General features: G+C 56.7%; 11 protein-coding genes. 1 reads left to right on the forward strand and 10 read right to left on the reverse strand.

The features are described from left to right. Positions 1-5: 5 nt before the first annotated feature. The 10 genes from ETAA8_RS10160 to zigA all read right to left on the reverse strand — a co-directional run bounded on the left by ETAA8_RS10160 (position 6) and on the right by zigA (position 12100). On the reverse strand, positions 6-1481 hold the full coding sequence (locus ETAA8_RS10160) for a CpaF family protein (RefSeq protein ID WP_238397724.1): 1476 nt from the start codon (positions 1479-1481) through the stop codon (positions 6-8). Next, positions 1478-2758 carry an AAA family ATPase gene (locus ETAA8_RS10165; protein ID WP_145087913.1) on the reverse strand — a complete coding sequence of 427 codons (1281 nt, stop codon included), beginning with the start codon at positions 2756-2758 and terminating at the stop codon, positions 1478-1480. The genes ETAA8_RS10160 and ETAA8_RS10165 overlap by 4 nt, the downstream gene beginning before the upstream one ends. Before the next feature lie 15 nt (positions 2759-2773). Next, a complete protein-coding gene (locus tag ETAA8_RS10170) occupies positions 2774-4120 on the reverse strand; it encodes a Tad domain-containing protein (RefSeq protein WP_145087914.1) in 1347 nt (448 codons plus the stop codon). After that, positions 4117-6519, reverse strand: coding sequence for a CpaB family protein (locus ETAA8_RS10175; RefSeq protein WP_145087915.1), 2403 nt, complete (start codon positions 6517-6519; stop codon positions 4117-4119). Before ETAA8_RS10175 ends, ETAA8_RS10170 begins: the two co-directional genes overlap by 4 nt. A 37-nt stretch (positions 6520-6556) precedes the next feature. Next, entirely contained in the window at positions 6557-7543 is a 987-nt protein-coding gene (locus tag ETAA8_RS10180) for a TadE/TadG family type IV pilus assembly protein (protein WP_145087916.1), read from the reverse strand. Further along, a complete protein-coding gene (locus ETAA8_RS10185; RefSeq protein ID WP_145087917.1) occupies positions 7527-7964 on the reverse strand; it encodes a prepilin peptidase in 438 nt (145 codons plus the stop codon). The genes ETAA8_RS10180 and ETAA8_RS10185 overlap by 17 nt, the downstream gene beginning before the upstream one ends. A gap of 5 nt (positions 7965-7969) precedes the next feature. Next, a complete protein-coding gene (locus ETAA8_RS10190; RefSeq protein WP_145087918.1) occupies positions 7970-8449 on the reverse strand; it encodes a hypothetical protein in 480 nt (159 codons plus the stop codon). A gap of 96 nt (positions 8450-8545) precedes the next feature. Continuing rightward, positions 8546-8899, reverse strand: coding sequence for a Flp family type IVb pilin (locus tag ETAA8_RS10195; RefSeq protein ID WP_145087919.1), 354 nt, complete (start codon positions 8897-8899; stop codon positions 8546-8548). Positions 8900-9794: 895 nt separating this feature from the next. Beyond that, entirely contained in the window at positions 9795-10502 is a 708-nt protein-coding gene (locus ETAA8_RS10200; RefSeq protein WP_202921722.1) for a Fur family transcriptional regulator, read from the reverse strand. A 335-nt stretch (positions 10503-10837) separates the two neighbouring features. Beyond that, entirely contained in the window at positions 10838-12100 is a 1263-nt protein-coding gene (gene zigA / locus ETAA8_RS10205; RefSeq protein ID WP_238397725.1) for a zinc metallochaperone GTPase ZigA, read from the reverse strand. 929 nt (positions 12101-13029) lie between these two features. On the opposite strand from zigA, the gene ETAA8_RS10210 reads away from it, so the two are divergent. Then, positions 13030-14994, forward strand: a complete 1965-nt coding sequence (locus ETAA8_RS10210; protein ID WP_202921723.1) for a prolyl oligopeptidase family serine peptidase — start codon at positions 13030-13032, stop codon at positions 14992-14994. The last annotated feature ends 338 nt before the right edge of the window (positions 14995-15332 follow it).

Raw genomic sequence — 15332 nt, forward strand, 5'->3', positions numbered from 1 at the left:
GAATCTTATGCGTGGCTGGTCCCGCTCGCCTGGCGCTGAAAGAGCGACATCGGCAAGCCAAAGTCTCGCTCGCGAAGTTCTTCGGCAATTCTGGGCACGATTCCCGTGGCGACGAACTCGCCCACGATGCGGCGGCCTACGCGCGACTTCGGCTCGAAGCGAAAGATGTCCTGCATCTGGGGTGTGTTCCCCTCCAACCCCAAAACCTCAGCAATGCTCTCAACCCGTCGCACACCGTCTTCGTAGCGGCGAATGTGGACGACCAGGTGCAAGGCAGCGACCATTTGCTCGCGAATGGCGCGCGAGGGGAGGTCGAGGCCGGCCATCAGCACCATCGTTTCCACACGTGCCAACGCATCGCGCGGGCTATTGGCGTGGACGGTCGTCATGCCGCCATCGTGACCGGTGTTTAAGGCTTGCAGCATATCGAGCGCTTCGGCTGCCCGAATTTCGCCAACGATAATCCGATCGGGCCGCATTCGCAAAGCGTTTACAACTAAATCGCGAGCAACAATGCGACCGCGCCCTTCGACATTTGCCGGCCGCGTTTCCATCCGAACGACATGCGCTTGATCGAGGATCAACTCCGCCGCATCTTCGATGGTGACGATTCGCTCGTGTTCCGGAATTGCTTCGGCAATCGCCCCGAGAAAGGTCGACTTACCGCTGCCAGTACCACCGGAGACCAGCAAATTCTTGCGGCCACGCACGGCTAGTTCCAAAAATTGCATCATCTCAGTCGAAAACATCCCCAACTGCTGCAAGTCGTCGCGTCGCAGACGGCGATGACCGAAGCGGCGAATCGAAAGGGTCGGACCATCAATGGTTACCGGAGGAAGGGTCGCGTTGACGCGGCTTCCATCCGGTAATCGGGCATCGACCATCGGAGAGCTTTCGTCAATTCTGCGTCCCACTCGGGCCGCGATCCGCTGAATGATGCGAACCAAGTGCTCGTCATCGCGGAAGCGGATCGCCGTCCGCTCCAACCGACCGAAGCGCTCGATGTAAACCTGCTGCGAACCATTTACCAAAATGTCAGTAACGGCCGGGTCGGCCATCAGCGGCGCTAGCGGGCCAATTCCCAAAGTCTCTTCGAGCAGGTCGTCGACGAGTCGCCGTCGTTCATCTTCATTGAGCGGCAAATCTTCGTTGGAAAGAGAAGTCTCGACAAACTCTTTCACCTCTTCCGTCAAACGCTCTTCACTGGCCGTAAGCAAATTACGCCGATCGAGTTCATCCAGCAAACGCTGATGCAATTCGCCTTTCACTACCAAATAAGCAGCCGCACCGGGCCTGTCCGTCACTACCTCCGCGGCAGATCCTGCAGGAGCGGCAAGCGGACGCGCGACCGCGCGCTTGGACTGAGCCCGCAAACGATCGAGTGGTAGTATCGAGCTGGTATGTGACAGAATGCTGCGCGAGGTCGCGCCGGGCAACGGCATTTCCTGTTTCGGCTCGTCATTTGGCGATGGTCCGGTCATGGCTGCACCTCGCGAACAAAAGTCGGAGGTGACCGAGATCCCGTTTCGTCCTGTGAGATGTTCGACACTCCTGACCCGGTTTGATGGTCCTGCTCCACTGCGGACTCACTGGCGGCCGGCTTCGTTCCCGAAATCGCCGCCAAGTCTGAGATCAACAGTTTCAGCGGCGGGCCGATCCCGAACCAACGACTCGGTTGCATGGCATAGGGTCGACCAGTGTTTGCAGCAACCATGATTTGCTTGTCGTACGGGAGTACGAAGTCGACCGTCCGTTGGAGCTTGGTTGCCACGTCGAGCAGGCTTAACCCTCCCGTGATCGACTGGTAGCGATTTACGACTACACGTTGCCGCTCGATTGGAAACCCCAAGCCACCCAGCAATTCGAGTAACTTCGCAGCGCCGAGCAGCGTGGGCACAACATTCTCCAGCACGATATAGGCTCGGTCGCTTAGATCGAGAATTGCAATAACCACGCGATCAAACAGCGGAAATGTATCGACAATGACAAAGTCATAGCTACGCCGCGCCAACGTAATGATGCGGCTGATCGACTCGTCGTCGACTTCTGCAGCTTCGATGGCATCTCGTGGGGCTGCGAGCACATGCAGGCCACTTTCGTGGACGGCCGTCAGTTGCCGCAGAAACATTTCGTCCAACCTGGCACTTTCACGCACGGCATCGGTCAGGGTGGCTGACGGGTTGAGGTCGAGCATGGACGCAGCTACACCTAGCTGCAACGAAGCGTCAATCAGCAGCACCCGTCCAGGGTTGAGGCGAGCCAGGCCACATGCAGAGTTGACTGCCAGCGTGCTCTTGCCAACGCCCCCTTTGTTGCTGATGAACGAAATCACGTGTCCCATTTGCGTGGCAGCACGCAATCCTTGCCGGCGAGTGCGTTCCAGTAATTGTTCGAGTTCGCCGGTCGATACAGGCCGGCGCAGAAAATCCTTCACCCCTGCGCGCAGGGCTTCAATGACGACGGCACTTTCGGAAACATCGTTGCCAAAGACATCCGGCCGAAACACGGCGGCAACGGTGGTATCTGGCGCAATGGCCGCCAATTCCATCGTCACGCTTTTCAATGCGGCCAGATTGCGTCCCATCTCGACCAAAGCCAAATCGGGCGCACGACTGCGCGCTGCCTCCACGCCTTGCCGTGCTTCCGTCACAAAATGCGCCACCGGCGCACGATCACCCATCGCGCGCAGCGCGGCTTGCAACTCCTCTTTCAGCTTCGGGTCGGCAGTGATGATCAGGATGTTAGGTGTGGCGGCCAATTGAAACTCGAAGCGTTAGCGCACGAGAGCGGGAGCTAAAAGGGGGAATCGGAATTGAACGTCATCATCGTGGAGTCCAAGCAAACGATGAAGATGAGTGGCATTTGCAGGATTGCGAAAATACTCGTCAAATTGCCGAATCAACGATGCCGACACGTTCTCAGAAGCTATTCGGCCGGCGAAGCGAGTTAAAAAGACAGAGTTACCTTGCAACCTGATGTGCGCAATTCCAAAGCCAATAATGCGATTCTCAAGAGGCCCCGCTTCGGTGCTAATGATAGACACATAACCAAGCTTTTGCTCTTCCGACACAACTTCACGCAACGTGTTCGCAAGCTCAGGCTGAGTTAGGTTAGTACGCTCTTCTTGATCTCCGAGAATTTTCAGGTGGCTGAATCCAACGGCAAAGCCAACATCAATTGTGTTCACCGAAATCGTTCCTGAATCGGCGACGATTTCGATTTCTGTGTCGATAGGCAGTGGAGTTTCCAAATTCCAACTACTGGCAAAAATCGTGATAGGTAATACTCCCGGCAGACGGTCGCTGAGCCGTGCAACTCCGACCGACTTCGCTTTTTGTGTCTGCGAAATCGTCGTTGAGCGTATCGTAACCCCCTTTTGATAGTGCTGCTTTGAGACCAAGTCGGTCTCACCTCCCAGAATTGCAGGGTGCGCAAACAGATACGGAAGAGGCGGCCCCGCACTGCCAACTTCTGGATCGAGACCGCTATCTTCTAGGCGATTCGATCGTCTCATGCGCACGAGAAAAGCGTCTGTACCGGTGTTAGCAGCAAAATCTTCTCGCAGAAACGTATCGCTCTCAGTGTGGCTGCCATTCGGATCATAGATTCCGGCAACCATGTCACCACTGGCCAAGTTGTCAGTGTTTTGGCGTAGTTCGGGGTGATAAATGCCTCGCTTGAGCATCGCAGTGAAGGCGGGGTCGATCTGCGGACTGCTCTCCATTGTGGCAATGGTTTCGTCTCGCTGATCGAAATCAAAAGCCTGTTGTCGCGCGACCAGGTCACTCACGGCACGGCGACGAACCTCGTCATACCAGCCTTCCCACTCAGGCAGCGATTGCGGCAACGGCGGGTGTGGACTCGCTCCTGTTATGAACGGCGGATCGTTTGAAGTGTCTTCATCCACCCACGCTGCCGGCACCCCATCCCGAAATCGCAACCCCTCCAGCGCCGCGCTATCAACTGCAGTCTGCATCTGCCGTTGGGTGAGGCGAACGAGGCCGAGGTCGATCACGAGCGCTGCGAGGGCGAAGAGCGCAAAGAGGAGCATCGCGAAGATCACCAAGGTATAACCTTTGCGGCGTCGATACTTGGATGTTCGCGTAGGTTGTCTCATCATGGCTTCACCGTCGCGGGAAAAACGGAGACTCGCCGCTGGCTACCAACCAGTTGCTCCAAAAACTTAGCCCCCACGAGCGGATCGGCAGCAGTGATGACGTCACTGGCTGCGTTGGCTTGAGGTGCGGCAATGAATACCGTTTGACTGCGCGGAACCACTCGCAGTTCGCCATCGGCGGCCAAGGAGGCTTCGAACCTTGACGCCTCTTCCACGGGAATGGCCAGGACGGCGGCGACTACGCCTCGATTGGGCTCTTTGTAAACCTGCACCACTTCGACGTTCTGGGCGGCAACTTCCACCCTGCCCCGAGCAATCATTTCTGGCGCAACGTCGTAGTTATCTGGAAAGTTCAATTCACTTGCCGCCAACACGTCGACGCGCGACCCTTGCTGGATGACGTCGAGGCCAGCTAACTGGTCCTTTGCCACCAAAAAGCCACGATGCCCTGCGGCAATTCCCGCAGCCACGCCAGGCTTCGCATCCTCGGGCAAAAAGTCGGCTGTGGTAAAGTAATCGCCGGGCTGTTTATTCCGGCTGAGTACGCGACCGGCGTAAGGCCGAAGATCCGTGATGATCTGCCGCGCAGCAACAACGTCATTAGAAACGAAGCTCATCGCGGGCCGCAGCACAGCTGGACTCCACGCATCCAAAGCTTCAAACGCTCGTAAGCCAACCGAACAGATGGGCACGCTGGTAAGATCGGGACTATGAGCTGTCGGCAGGTTCGAACGAAAAGCGGCTGTTAAGACAATCTTCTTATCCATGGCTGCTGCCTGGGCGATGGCTTCCGCATCCTTCAGGCGTACCGCCAGAGTGAGAGATGACACTGGCCGCGCGGTGGGCGCAGCCGAGGCGGCAGAACTGTCCAGGGAACGTGCAATCGCAACAACGTGAGCATCGATCGCCACGAACCAATGCTCTGAACGATGGCCGAGGCTATCCGACCACGCAAGTTCGGTTTTCCGCTCGATCGATTCCGAGAAGTTGCGATTGCGCGCCACATCTCCAACCCGCTCGGTTTCTACGACCGACCGTTCCAGCTCTAAAGCGAAGCTGCCGAGCACATCGAGCCGATCGCCAACACTGAGCATGTCTGCCCCGACAATGCGATGCGCATCGACCACCACTGCCTGACGATCGGCCGGAATCACGCTGCCAATTCCGCCCTGCGCACCTTGCTGCGCCAGTTCGGTTTCGGAGATGACGCTGCCAACATCAATATCGCGGCTGGCGACGCGGCCGAGCAGAAAGTCGTACGGTACGAGTTTCCGTTGCGTGGCTACATCGGGATCGACGTAGGAAAACTCAGGGCGACGAGTCACTGGGTCGATAAAGTCTTGATCTGTGATGCGCTGGAAGGCTGGTATTGTTCGCTTGACGAGCGGAAACGCCACGGCCAACTTGGTAGCTGGTTCAGGCGTGGCCACTGGTGCTCCTTCACCACCACGACCGGACTGGGCGACAGCGATTACGTTCAGTCCTTTATCGATAGCCTTCTTCACATGCGATAGGTCGGCTGGCATCAGCGCCAATACGACTTCCTCAACAGGTATGTTCTGCACTTTCTGGCCTTGGGTCAGCGACGAGGTCGTCGAGGGCTTCTGCCGAATACGCACCGGAGAAATGATCAGGGCACCTTGGGCAATTGTCCGCTCGGCAAACGGTTGCGACGAATCGTCAGTTCCTTTTCCTTTGTTCACATAAACCACGCCGCGGCGCTGCCGATGCGTCGGATCGAACTCGCCGAGAAATTCATGCGGGATCGACGCAATCAAGTCGATGGTGTCGCCGAGTTTCAACCCATGCAACCCGGTGATCTTGCTGCTTTCTAACGTGATGGATTGCATGCCCGGTGGTGTCGCGCCGGCCAAACCAGGCCTGGTTCCCTTGGGCAGAAAGGAGCTTTCGTTGAATGCCAACCCGGGGTTCTTATCCTTACCGACCACGCGACCAATAATGTCATTCACGCTCATCAGTGCCCCGCCTAATTCACGCACGCGACCGAGCGGAACCTTTTGGCCACTGGCTACCACGAGCGTGAATTGGCCGTTGTCTTCCAGCACTTCTTTCACCGCCGATTCCGCTGGCTCTCCCTTGTCGTCTGTGAACTTCGCGCCAATTCCCACAATCTGTTCGGGACGCAGTTCGATCGAAGCAATAGCCCGCTTTTGCGTGTCGATCAGATCCTCCCGGGTAACCACAGCGTACGCCGCCACGGGTCGGGCATTCACCGGGATCTGAATTCTCGGCGGCTTGGCCACTGCCCAGAATTGCAGCGGCACACCTGCGGCCCAAAGCGTTCCCAAGGTTGCAGAAGCGCCGAAGACCAGGACGATGGCTACGCCCAGCAAATACCACATTGGCGAAGTACGGCGGGCGTGGGGATTGATACCTCTCATCGGACTACCTCAAACAAATGTCGGCGATGCGCGCCGGTTATTGAAAAATCTCACGGCGATAAATGGCCTGGGCGGAAATCACACGGCGGAAGGGACGGACTTGCTGACCGAGCGCTTGTTGGCGACCTAAGCCATAAATTCCGCGATAGGTCGTCCGGTGGATGTTGTCTTCGTCCGGAGCGACCAGATCTCCCTCTGGTGCGTATTCTGAGTCTGGATCCGTCGTTACCAGATCATCGTTCGCTACGTTTGGCTGACCGATATTTGGCTGGAGAGACGATGCAGCCGGTCGAAAGCTCGTCATTGCAGCGGATTGCGATGGGTAATTGATTCTCAGGGCGACAATACCGCGATGACTCGAGGTAATCGGAAACTGGTCCTCTGGCATACTCGGAACGGCGCTGTTTGCCATAAGTATGGGCTCCAATACTGGAACCCAGCGAATCGTCTCCGCTCCTAATGCACTCCTCTCACTGACAAGCGGAATCATGACGAGATAACCAGTCGGCGCGGGAACTGCCGGATCGTCTGCAGTGTTGTCGTCGGCCACAATAGCGCCCGGATACCGGAGATACCGCTCTTCATCGATTTCATCTCGAACCATCAGCGGGATCAACTGTTGATTGACAGTTGGGAGCTGGCCAACGAACGACATGTTCAGCCCACCTTCAGGCAAGATCACGTCATCCCTCCTCAGCACAAGGTAATGGGGGTCGTATACCTGCTTTCGAAACTGCTGAATCGAATCCTTTTCAGCTGGGGCCAACCCCAAGTCACCAGCTGTGTAGTCGCTATAGATCACTGTTTTTGTAGTTACAGAAACTGCCGGAAGGGGCGTTCGCGATAGCTCACGCGCAGCCAAATCAACAGCCGCTTGTGCGCCTTGGGCTGCATAGAAGTAAAAGCCAAATGTCAGAATCGCCGCCAGCAGCATGTAAGTCGCGAGCGCTACCACGGCGAACTCGACGAGCGATTGCCCGCGGCGGAGACGCTTGCTGGGGCGTTTTCTAGGAGATGCGGCCATGGATCACCAGGCTGAGAGCGAAAACAGAAACGAGCGATGCGAAGATCGCTGGACAATAGGCGTAATCCTTTTGACCTCGAAGGTGCGCCACGAGCGCGAGCAGGCCGCCGAAGATCGCGGTTAGAAAGCCGAGTAGCAGAAGTAGGCTGGGTCCGAAGACGGCGCCGAGCGCGATCATTAGTCGGACGTCCGCTCCGCCCAGACCGCCAAAGTAGGCAAACGGCAGTGTCAGTGCGGCCCCCAGCAACGCACCGGCCAAGAGCCCGAACCAGGTGTTCGGGCCCCCCTGCAACAGAATGGCGAGAACGCCCCAGCCGGCCAGCACGTACGAAATCCAATCGGGGACTTCGCGCGTGCGGAGGTCGTGCCAGGTCGCGAGGGCGACGAGCAGCAGTGGAATCAGCCAGAGCAAGTGCGACATGCGGCCTACTTTTTCTTGTTCAGGCCTTCGCCGATCTTCCGCAGGCTCTCCATCAAAGATTCGTGATCGTCCTCGAATGTGCTAGCCGCCTTCATCAGCTTGGCATGTTCGGCAATCAGTTTTTTGTGTGTCTCGGCCAGCTTGGCATGATCCTTGTCATTGCCACTCTTTTCGTGATCGTGAATTTCGTCGTCGTGATGGACGATGTGGTCTTCATGCTCGCGGGCATGCTCAGCCAGTTCTTCGAGCGAGGCTTCGTGTTCGAGAATCTTCGATTGAATGAGCGCCAACGTGGAGAGCGCCCGACGATGCTCGATCTTCCATTTGGCGACCTGACTCAGCAACTGGTCGTGATCGGCATGAGCTTTGGCGTGCTCCTTCTTCATCGCTTCGTGTTCGGCCTTGGGATCAGCGGCCCAAGCGAGAAACGGGAGTGTGAGGAGCGAAAGCAATACAGCGTGATAGCGAAAGGGAATCTTGAACATGGTCTGACCTTGATGTTTGAGAATTCCGAAGGGAATAAAGACCACTGCGCCATGAGGCGCAGTGGCTTTGAGCAACAACTAGGAAAGTACGGTCAACTACGGGTTCGCTTCATTGACGAGTCCGCCGAACGCATCGGCGTTCGTACCGGTGACATTCAGAGACAGACGACCCGTCGTACCGTCGCTGTTTGCCAGAATTTCGGTGTTGTCGAGTGCAATATCGCCGTTGGCATTAGCAGTAGTCTCAATGAGCTTGCCGGATGCCATAGGCTGATTGTCATCAAAATGCGCACCTGGCAGAATCGTCGCCACGGCCGAGATGAGGTCGCTCGTCTTGTGACCGAACACCGAGATGGCGGCAGCGCAAATCAGTGCCACGCCGGCGATGATCAGACCGTATTCAACCAAACCCTGACCCTTGCTCTTCCGAACCAAAATCATACGAAGCATGTGTGCTTCTCCTAAAAACGAAAACCAACGTAAAAATCACGAACCGCACTTGTGACCTTTAGCGACGGGCGGCGGCAAACAAGGCCCGTCTTCGTTGTCGAACTTATGCTTCTGACCGGAAACCAAATCCAACGTGTTCGATCTTGTTCGGCTTGAGCCGAACAGCAGTGTCTTTGACGGCCCTGCGAAAGCCCCACCCGCGGCCGCGCTTGGCACGTGACAGTTGGTCGGACCGCTCACCATGCCTCCCGCGAACCGCGGGCGGAGTTTGCCTGAAAATTTGCAGCCCCACGCCTTAGCCCCAGGGGCACATCAGAGCGCAACAGACTTGCTCCACAGGGCGAATTGCGCGCAGAACAAGCGCGCCCTAATTACTTACAGAAAGAGAGCGGGTGGTCCCCGCGCGTGTGGCAATTCCCGGCTAGGGTGGGCCAACTGAGCCACTGGCAGAAGATCGGGCCGGGGAGAATATGACAACCACACGCTGCACTGAACGCTGGGCGGGAGTTGTACCCGCTGCATCAGAAAGCGGCATAGCAGACAGTCGTGCTCAGCAGCCACCGACCGAACCTGAGAACTTCCCTCTTCTCCCTTCGCAGGCGCGGGCGATTCTGCGTGGCAATGATGACTGCAGTGACCACATTGGGACTTAGCCGCAACCGCGATGCACTCTGTCTCGCCATGGCAACCACAGCCATGCGGTAAGAGCAAGTGCAGTGCCTGCCCAAATACCGAGAACCCGCCAAAAATGGCGAGTATGCAAGGAAGCACGAGCTGTCGGAAGAAGTTTGTCATCGTCGTGCCCGCAGCTTAATGCACTGATTGTGCATTTGCAACGGCGTGGCGTGCGAAATTAACAATTAAGATCATTTTGTCGCGGGAAGCACAATCCAACTCAATTCTGGACGCAGTTTGGACAGCGGCCTTTCACGAGAACATCGTCAACGGAGCGCCGGCCGACTGCGATATGCAGTTTGTTCGCAGCCTCCGCCACTGGGAAGTTCGCCAGGCATTCGATGGAACCGCAACTGGTGCAGAGAAAATGAGCATGGCGAGGCGTTTCGCGCTCGATCGCTACGCGAAGTTCGAATCGCCAAGTGTGATCGCCTAAATCGAGCCGCGAGACAATTCCCGCTTCGCTGAGAATCACCAAGTTGCGAAACACCGTCGTCGAATCCCACTGATACCAGTCGAGTCGGTCGAGCAGGTCGCGATGCGACAGGGGAGCAGTTGCGGTCTCCAGTTTTTGCAGGACTGCCAACCTTTGCTCGGTGCATTTGAGCCCCCTTTCGCGGAGCAATGCGCGCCAGCGAGAGCGCGAGTCCTTGCCTAACATGCCGATCCAGGGCCAGAGCGTACCCAGCGTCAAGACGGCTAGAACGGCAGCGCAGACTACATATCCTTGCCTCAGTCCGCTCCAGCCAATAACAGCCGACACGAACGCAGCAACACCCAGTACAACCCAAGGATGCTTGAGCCAGTAGACGTGCCGATTTGCGGCTGGACAGAAATCACGTGTTAGCGTGCCGGAAACGACAGCGGTCCATCCTGTCAGCGACGCACGACTAAAGCGGCTTTGTTGTCGACGAATTTCAAGCGACATGGAAGAAGCCTGCTGGGGCAGCGAAACCAACCACATCGATCAATGTGCGCAAATGCACATCGATTACACGAGAAGCTTGTGTGACTTTTGCGGAGCGGAAAATGCTACCGGGCTTGCCCTTGAAGTGCGTGTTCGTCGCAAGCGGTCGCCAGTTGCTTCCACACTTTGGCGACGTTTCTCGTCCCAAAGCTGGGAAGTTTTGCCTATTCTCGCTCGTGCAATAGTTGAAGCCGATAGTGCTGACCACGAGTGACTGCAATCCACTGTTCGTAGATCGCCATGGCTCAGCAAACGAGTGCATCTCCAGCTCTAGTTCGCCACTTCGTCTGGTGACGTTAAGTCGCGCATACCTGGGGCCAAGCAGGTAGGGGGTCAACGAAACTCGCCCACTGGGACTCTCCGAGTGCAAGTTCGGCATCGGTAAGCAAGCAGGCATCGAGCGCGGACATCAAGGAGGATTGATCGAGCTTGAGACCGATGAAAACGAGCTCTTGCCGCCTGTCCCCAAAGGGCTCTTCCCAGGCAGCTTCGATCTCTGCGATGGCCACCGGATCATCGGGCCATTCCTGGCGCTCCACATCCGCCCACCACAGCCCTACTGGTTTGATTTCACAGATCCGGCCCGCTTGAGACCAAAAACCCACGAGCTGAGATCGGCTGGCCACCCAGAAATAGCCCTTCGACCGCAGCAACCCGTTCTGTCGACTTTCGTCACGCAGAAATTTTGAAAGACGATGAGGCTCGAACGGGCGTCGTGCTCGATAGACGAAACTCGCGATACCGTATTCATCGGATTCGGAATGTGTGGCCTCGCGCGGTTCGCTTAGCCAAGCAGGCATCTCCTCGGCTCGTTCCAGGCTGAACAGACCGGTAGCGATCACCTCTTGAATATCGATCTGGCCGCGCGTTGACGTCAATAGTTTTGCGTGAGGATTCAGGGCCCGCACGGTGCCAATCACTCGCTCGCGGTCAATTTCATCAACAAGATCGAGTTTGTTCACAATCAGAACATTGCTGAATTCGATTTGATCCACTAGCAGGTGAGCGAGGGATCTTTGATCTTCCTCACCCAGAGCGAGTCCCCGATCCAGCAGTCCCTCCAGGGAGCGAAAGTCTCGTAAGAAATTCGCGGCATCGACAACCGTGACCATGGTGTCGAGTTCCGCGTAATCTGCCAGACAGTAACCCTCCTCATCTCGGAAGGTGAAAGTCTCAGCGACCGGTAGCGGTTCTGAGATACCCGTTGATTCAATCAGCAGATAATCGAACTTTTTCAGTTTTGCTAAGCGGCTAACCTCTGCGAGCAAGTCTTCGCGAAGCGTACAACAGATGCAACCGTTACTCATTTCGACGAGTTTCTCGTCGGTACGACTGAGCTGAGTCATTCCGTTCTTGACAGTGCTGCCATCGATATTCACCTCGCTCATGTCGTTGACGATGACCGCCACTTTGAGTCCGGCGCGGTTGTGCAAGACATGGTTCAGCAGCGTGGTCTTGCCTGCGCCCAAAAACCCGGACAGGACCGTAACGGGCAGTTTGCGACGCTTCGTTGGGGCAGCTTTCATCTTCTTGGGCTTAAGTGCAGATCTGGACTTCATAGTTCGAACCATTCTTCAATATCGGGCGTTTTGCTTCTCACGGCAGCAATTTCTGCGAGTCAATGATTTGCCAGCGGAATGCCGCGCCAATTGGCGGAAGATTTTCTAGCGGACTCGATTGCGAATCTCTGCTCTAGAACTGCCTTGGACTCAGGGCAAAGGTCTACGAGGACGGCAAATGCTTGCCGGAGAACCAGCGAGTCCGTTTCCCTGGCCCCCCGGCAAGCGGCTGATCGTTTTACTTGGACAACACGTGTCCCTTGCTGAGCCAACCGCTCACGCCAAAAACCCGAGACATCGCATTCACCACAGCGCGAATGAAGAAATGCTGCCGGCACTCGGCTAGTGCGAATCAATGACTCTCCGGCAATCGCACGTTCTGGCTGGCCCGCTAATGTGACCAGTTGCACGATGTCGACGACCCCTTCACCGAGAACTTTAAGGCAATACTCCGCCTCGTGGCCATCGACGGCGATGAGAGGTTGCGCACGCGGCTCTACTGCCAGTAGCACTGCGTTGGTTGCAAGCCACACGAACCAACAGCCACATAATCGAGCCATTGTCCTTGATCTCCTGGAAGCGAAGATGAAACACGAACCCGGTGTCGCCATTTATAGCTACTTGCAATTGTTATGCAAGTAGATCGATTCTGTTTCTTTAGTGGTGCCGGTTGGGTCGCTTACCGAGCGTCTGGCCAGCGACCGCTCGGAAGCCGAGGACACGGCGCCGGAGCACTCGACTCCCAGTTTGTTCCGTTCCAATCGCGAACGGCAAACGCTGCACGTGGCTTCGCGTAGGTGTATGTGGGGCGCAGCACAGAATCGCTCGCGGTGATGGTGTCGAGGGTGAAGCACACCGTGATCGAATACAATCTCGAGAATGTCGATCGCACTCGTAACGACTTCCAGTGTGTGCGCAGCGAGGGTAATGTGAGCAACCTTTTCCTGACGTTCGCGATAACAATCGGCGCCATCCTCATTTTGCCAGAAGTTAGTGACGCGGAGCCACTCTCTGCTGAGCAGCGTCAAATGTTCGAGCAGGCAACCAAGGAGTTGCAGTCCACGATTGGTCCTACCACGAGCCAAGAGACCAAGCACGAACCCGATGCAGCGATTTTTACGAAGGGGCTCGCCTGGGCCCTGCGTTACGATCGTGACTTCACAGCAGCCGATCTCAAACTCCTCGAAGCTGCGATTCGCCGGGGAAAAGAACGAACGCATTCACTAGCCAATAATCATCAGCCCTGGACCGCTCGTCGTGGGAAGCTCGCGCTGGGCTATCGTTCCAAGATTGATCAATCCGTGCAGCCTTACGGCGTCATCGTGCCCAAGACCTACGATCCCCAGCGTCCGATCCGGCTCGACGTGGTGTTGCATGGCAGCACGCGGCCGGTAGGCCTGAGCGAACTTCGCTTTATTTCCCGCTTCGACGAAGGTGATGATGCCAATCCAGCGCCGCCTGTTCAGCCCTATCTGGAGCTGCATCCGCTGGGGCGAGTCGAAAATTGTTATCGCTGGGCAGGCGAGACCGACGTCTTCGAAGCGATTGAAGATGTCTGCCAGCGCTACAACATTGACCGGCAGCGGATCGTCCTGCGAGGGATGTCGATGGGGGCGTCTGGCACCTGGCACTTGGGGTTAAAGCATCCTGACCGCTTTGCGGCGCTCGGGCCCTATTGTGGCTACGTCGATACGCATCGCTTTTCAGAAACGCCGCTGCCGAATTTCGTTCGCGTCGGTCCTTTGCCAGAACATCAGGAGCTTGGCTTGCACATGCTCGACTCCGTCGACTATGCAGCCAACGCCGGCGTGGTGCCGACAATCGCCTGCATGGGAGAGAAGGATGTCTTCTTCCAGGCCCATGTCATCATGGGGGAGGCCATGCAGCGCGAAGGATTGTCGCTGGTTAATTTGATTTCACCTGGCACCGGGCACGTTATTGACCCCAAGACCCACGCCGAGCAGTTGAGGCGGATCGCCGAACAGGTTGCGGAGGTCCGGCGGCCGAATGAGCTGCGATTCGTCACCTGGACACTGAAATATAACCGCTGCCATTGGCTCGAAATTCTGCGACTGGACCGGCATTATGCTCGTGCGGAAATTTCGGCCAAAGTGAAAGACGGTCAGCTGTTGATCGCAGAGCCACGAAACATCGCGCGGTTTGCCATTGACCTGGAGCATTTGTCGACCCAACCCTCGACGATGCGTGTAGGCGCGGTCGATTTGACGATCCCCCACGAAACGAAACGCATCGAGCTAACCAAGACTGATGGAAAATGGGGCGTCGCTAAGAGCGACGAGAAGCCGCCGGCGGGGAAACGGCCCGGCCTTCAAGGTCCGATCGACGATGCTTTTACCGGTCCCTTTCTCTGCGTCCGCGGCACCGGCAATCCGTGGAACAAAACAGCGCAAGATTATGCCGACGCAAGTTTGCAGCGTTTCGCTGAGGAATGGCATCACTACCTCCGCGGCGAATTGCCGGTGAAAAACGATGTCGATGTGACTGCCGCTGATATAGCGGGCCGGCACCTGATTTTGTTTGGCGATCCCGGCAGCAATCCTTGGATCGCCAAGGTTCTGCCTCATCTGCCCATGAAATGGGCGCGGGAGTCGTTGCACTTGGGAGGAATCGAGTTATCAGCAGCAGACCACATCCCGGCCCTGATTGCTCCCAATCCATTGCCGGGAGCCGGCGCGCACTATGTCGTCCTCAACAGTGGCCATACCTTCCGCGAAAGCGAATTGGCGAAACTCAATTACTTGCTGTTTCCACGTTGGGGAGACTGGGCCTGCATTAAGCTAGATCAAACACGTCCACGGGAACGCGTTTGGGAAGACATTGTGGTGCGATCCGGTTATTTTGATGAAGAATGGCAATTGTCAAGCTCTCGCTGAGTAACAAGGCGAGTGCGTTGAGCGAGCGTGGAAAGCGCAGACGGACGACGGAATGATCCTGGGCAAACTTGCTATACAGCGTTTCCCATCTGCTCGACCAGGGGAACGGAGTGTCGCTCCTGCTCCTGCTGACACAATTGGCCGTTCTGTGATTGAACCCGTCGAGCTAGCTCAGCAGCAATCGTCAGACAGGCCCTCATCTGACGATTGCTGCCGCGAGGGTTGCTGATGATCGCGCGCCCTAGCTTGCCAGTGCTGCACAGCGAGTAACCATCTTTACGGCGGCCCCAGAGCCATCTTGGCAGCGGGTTGTGCTGGATTTCCGGGGCGGAATCCCA

The organism is Anatilimnocola aggregata, assembly GCF_007747655.1.
Classification (GTDB): Bacteria; Planctomycetota; Planctomycetia; order Pirellulales; family Pirellulaceae; genus Anatilimnocola; species Anatilimnocola aggregata.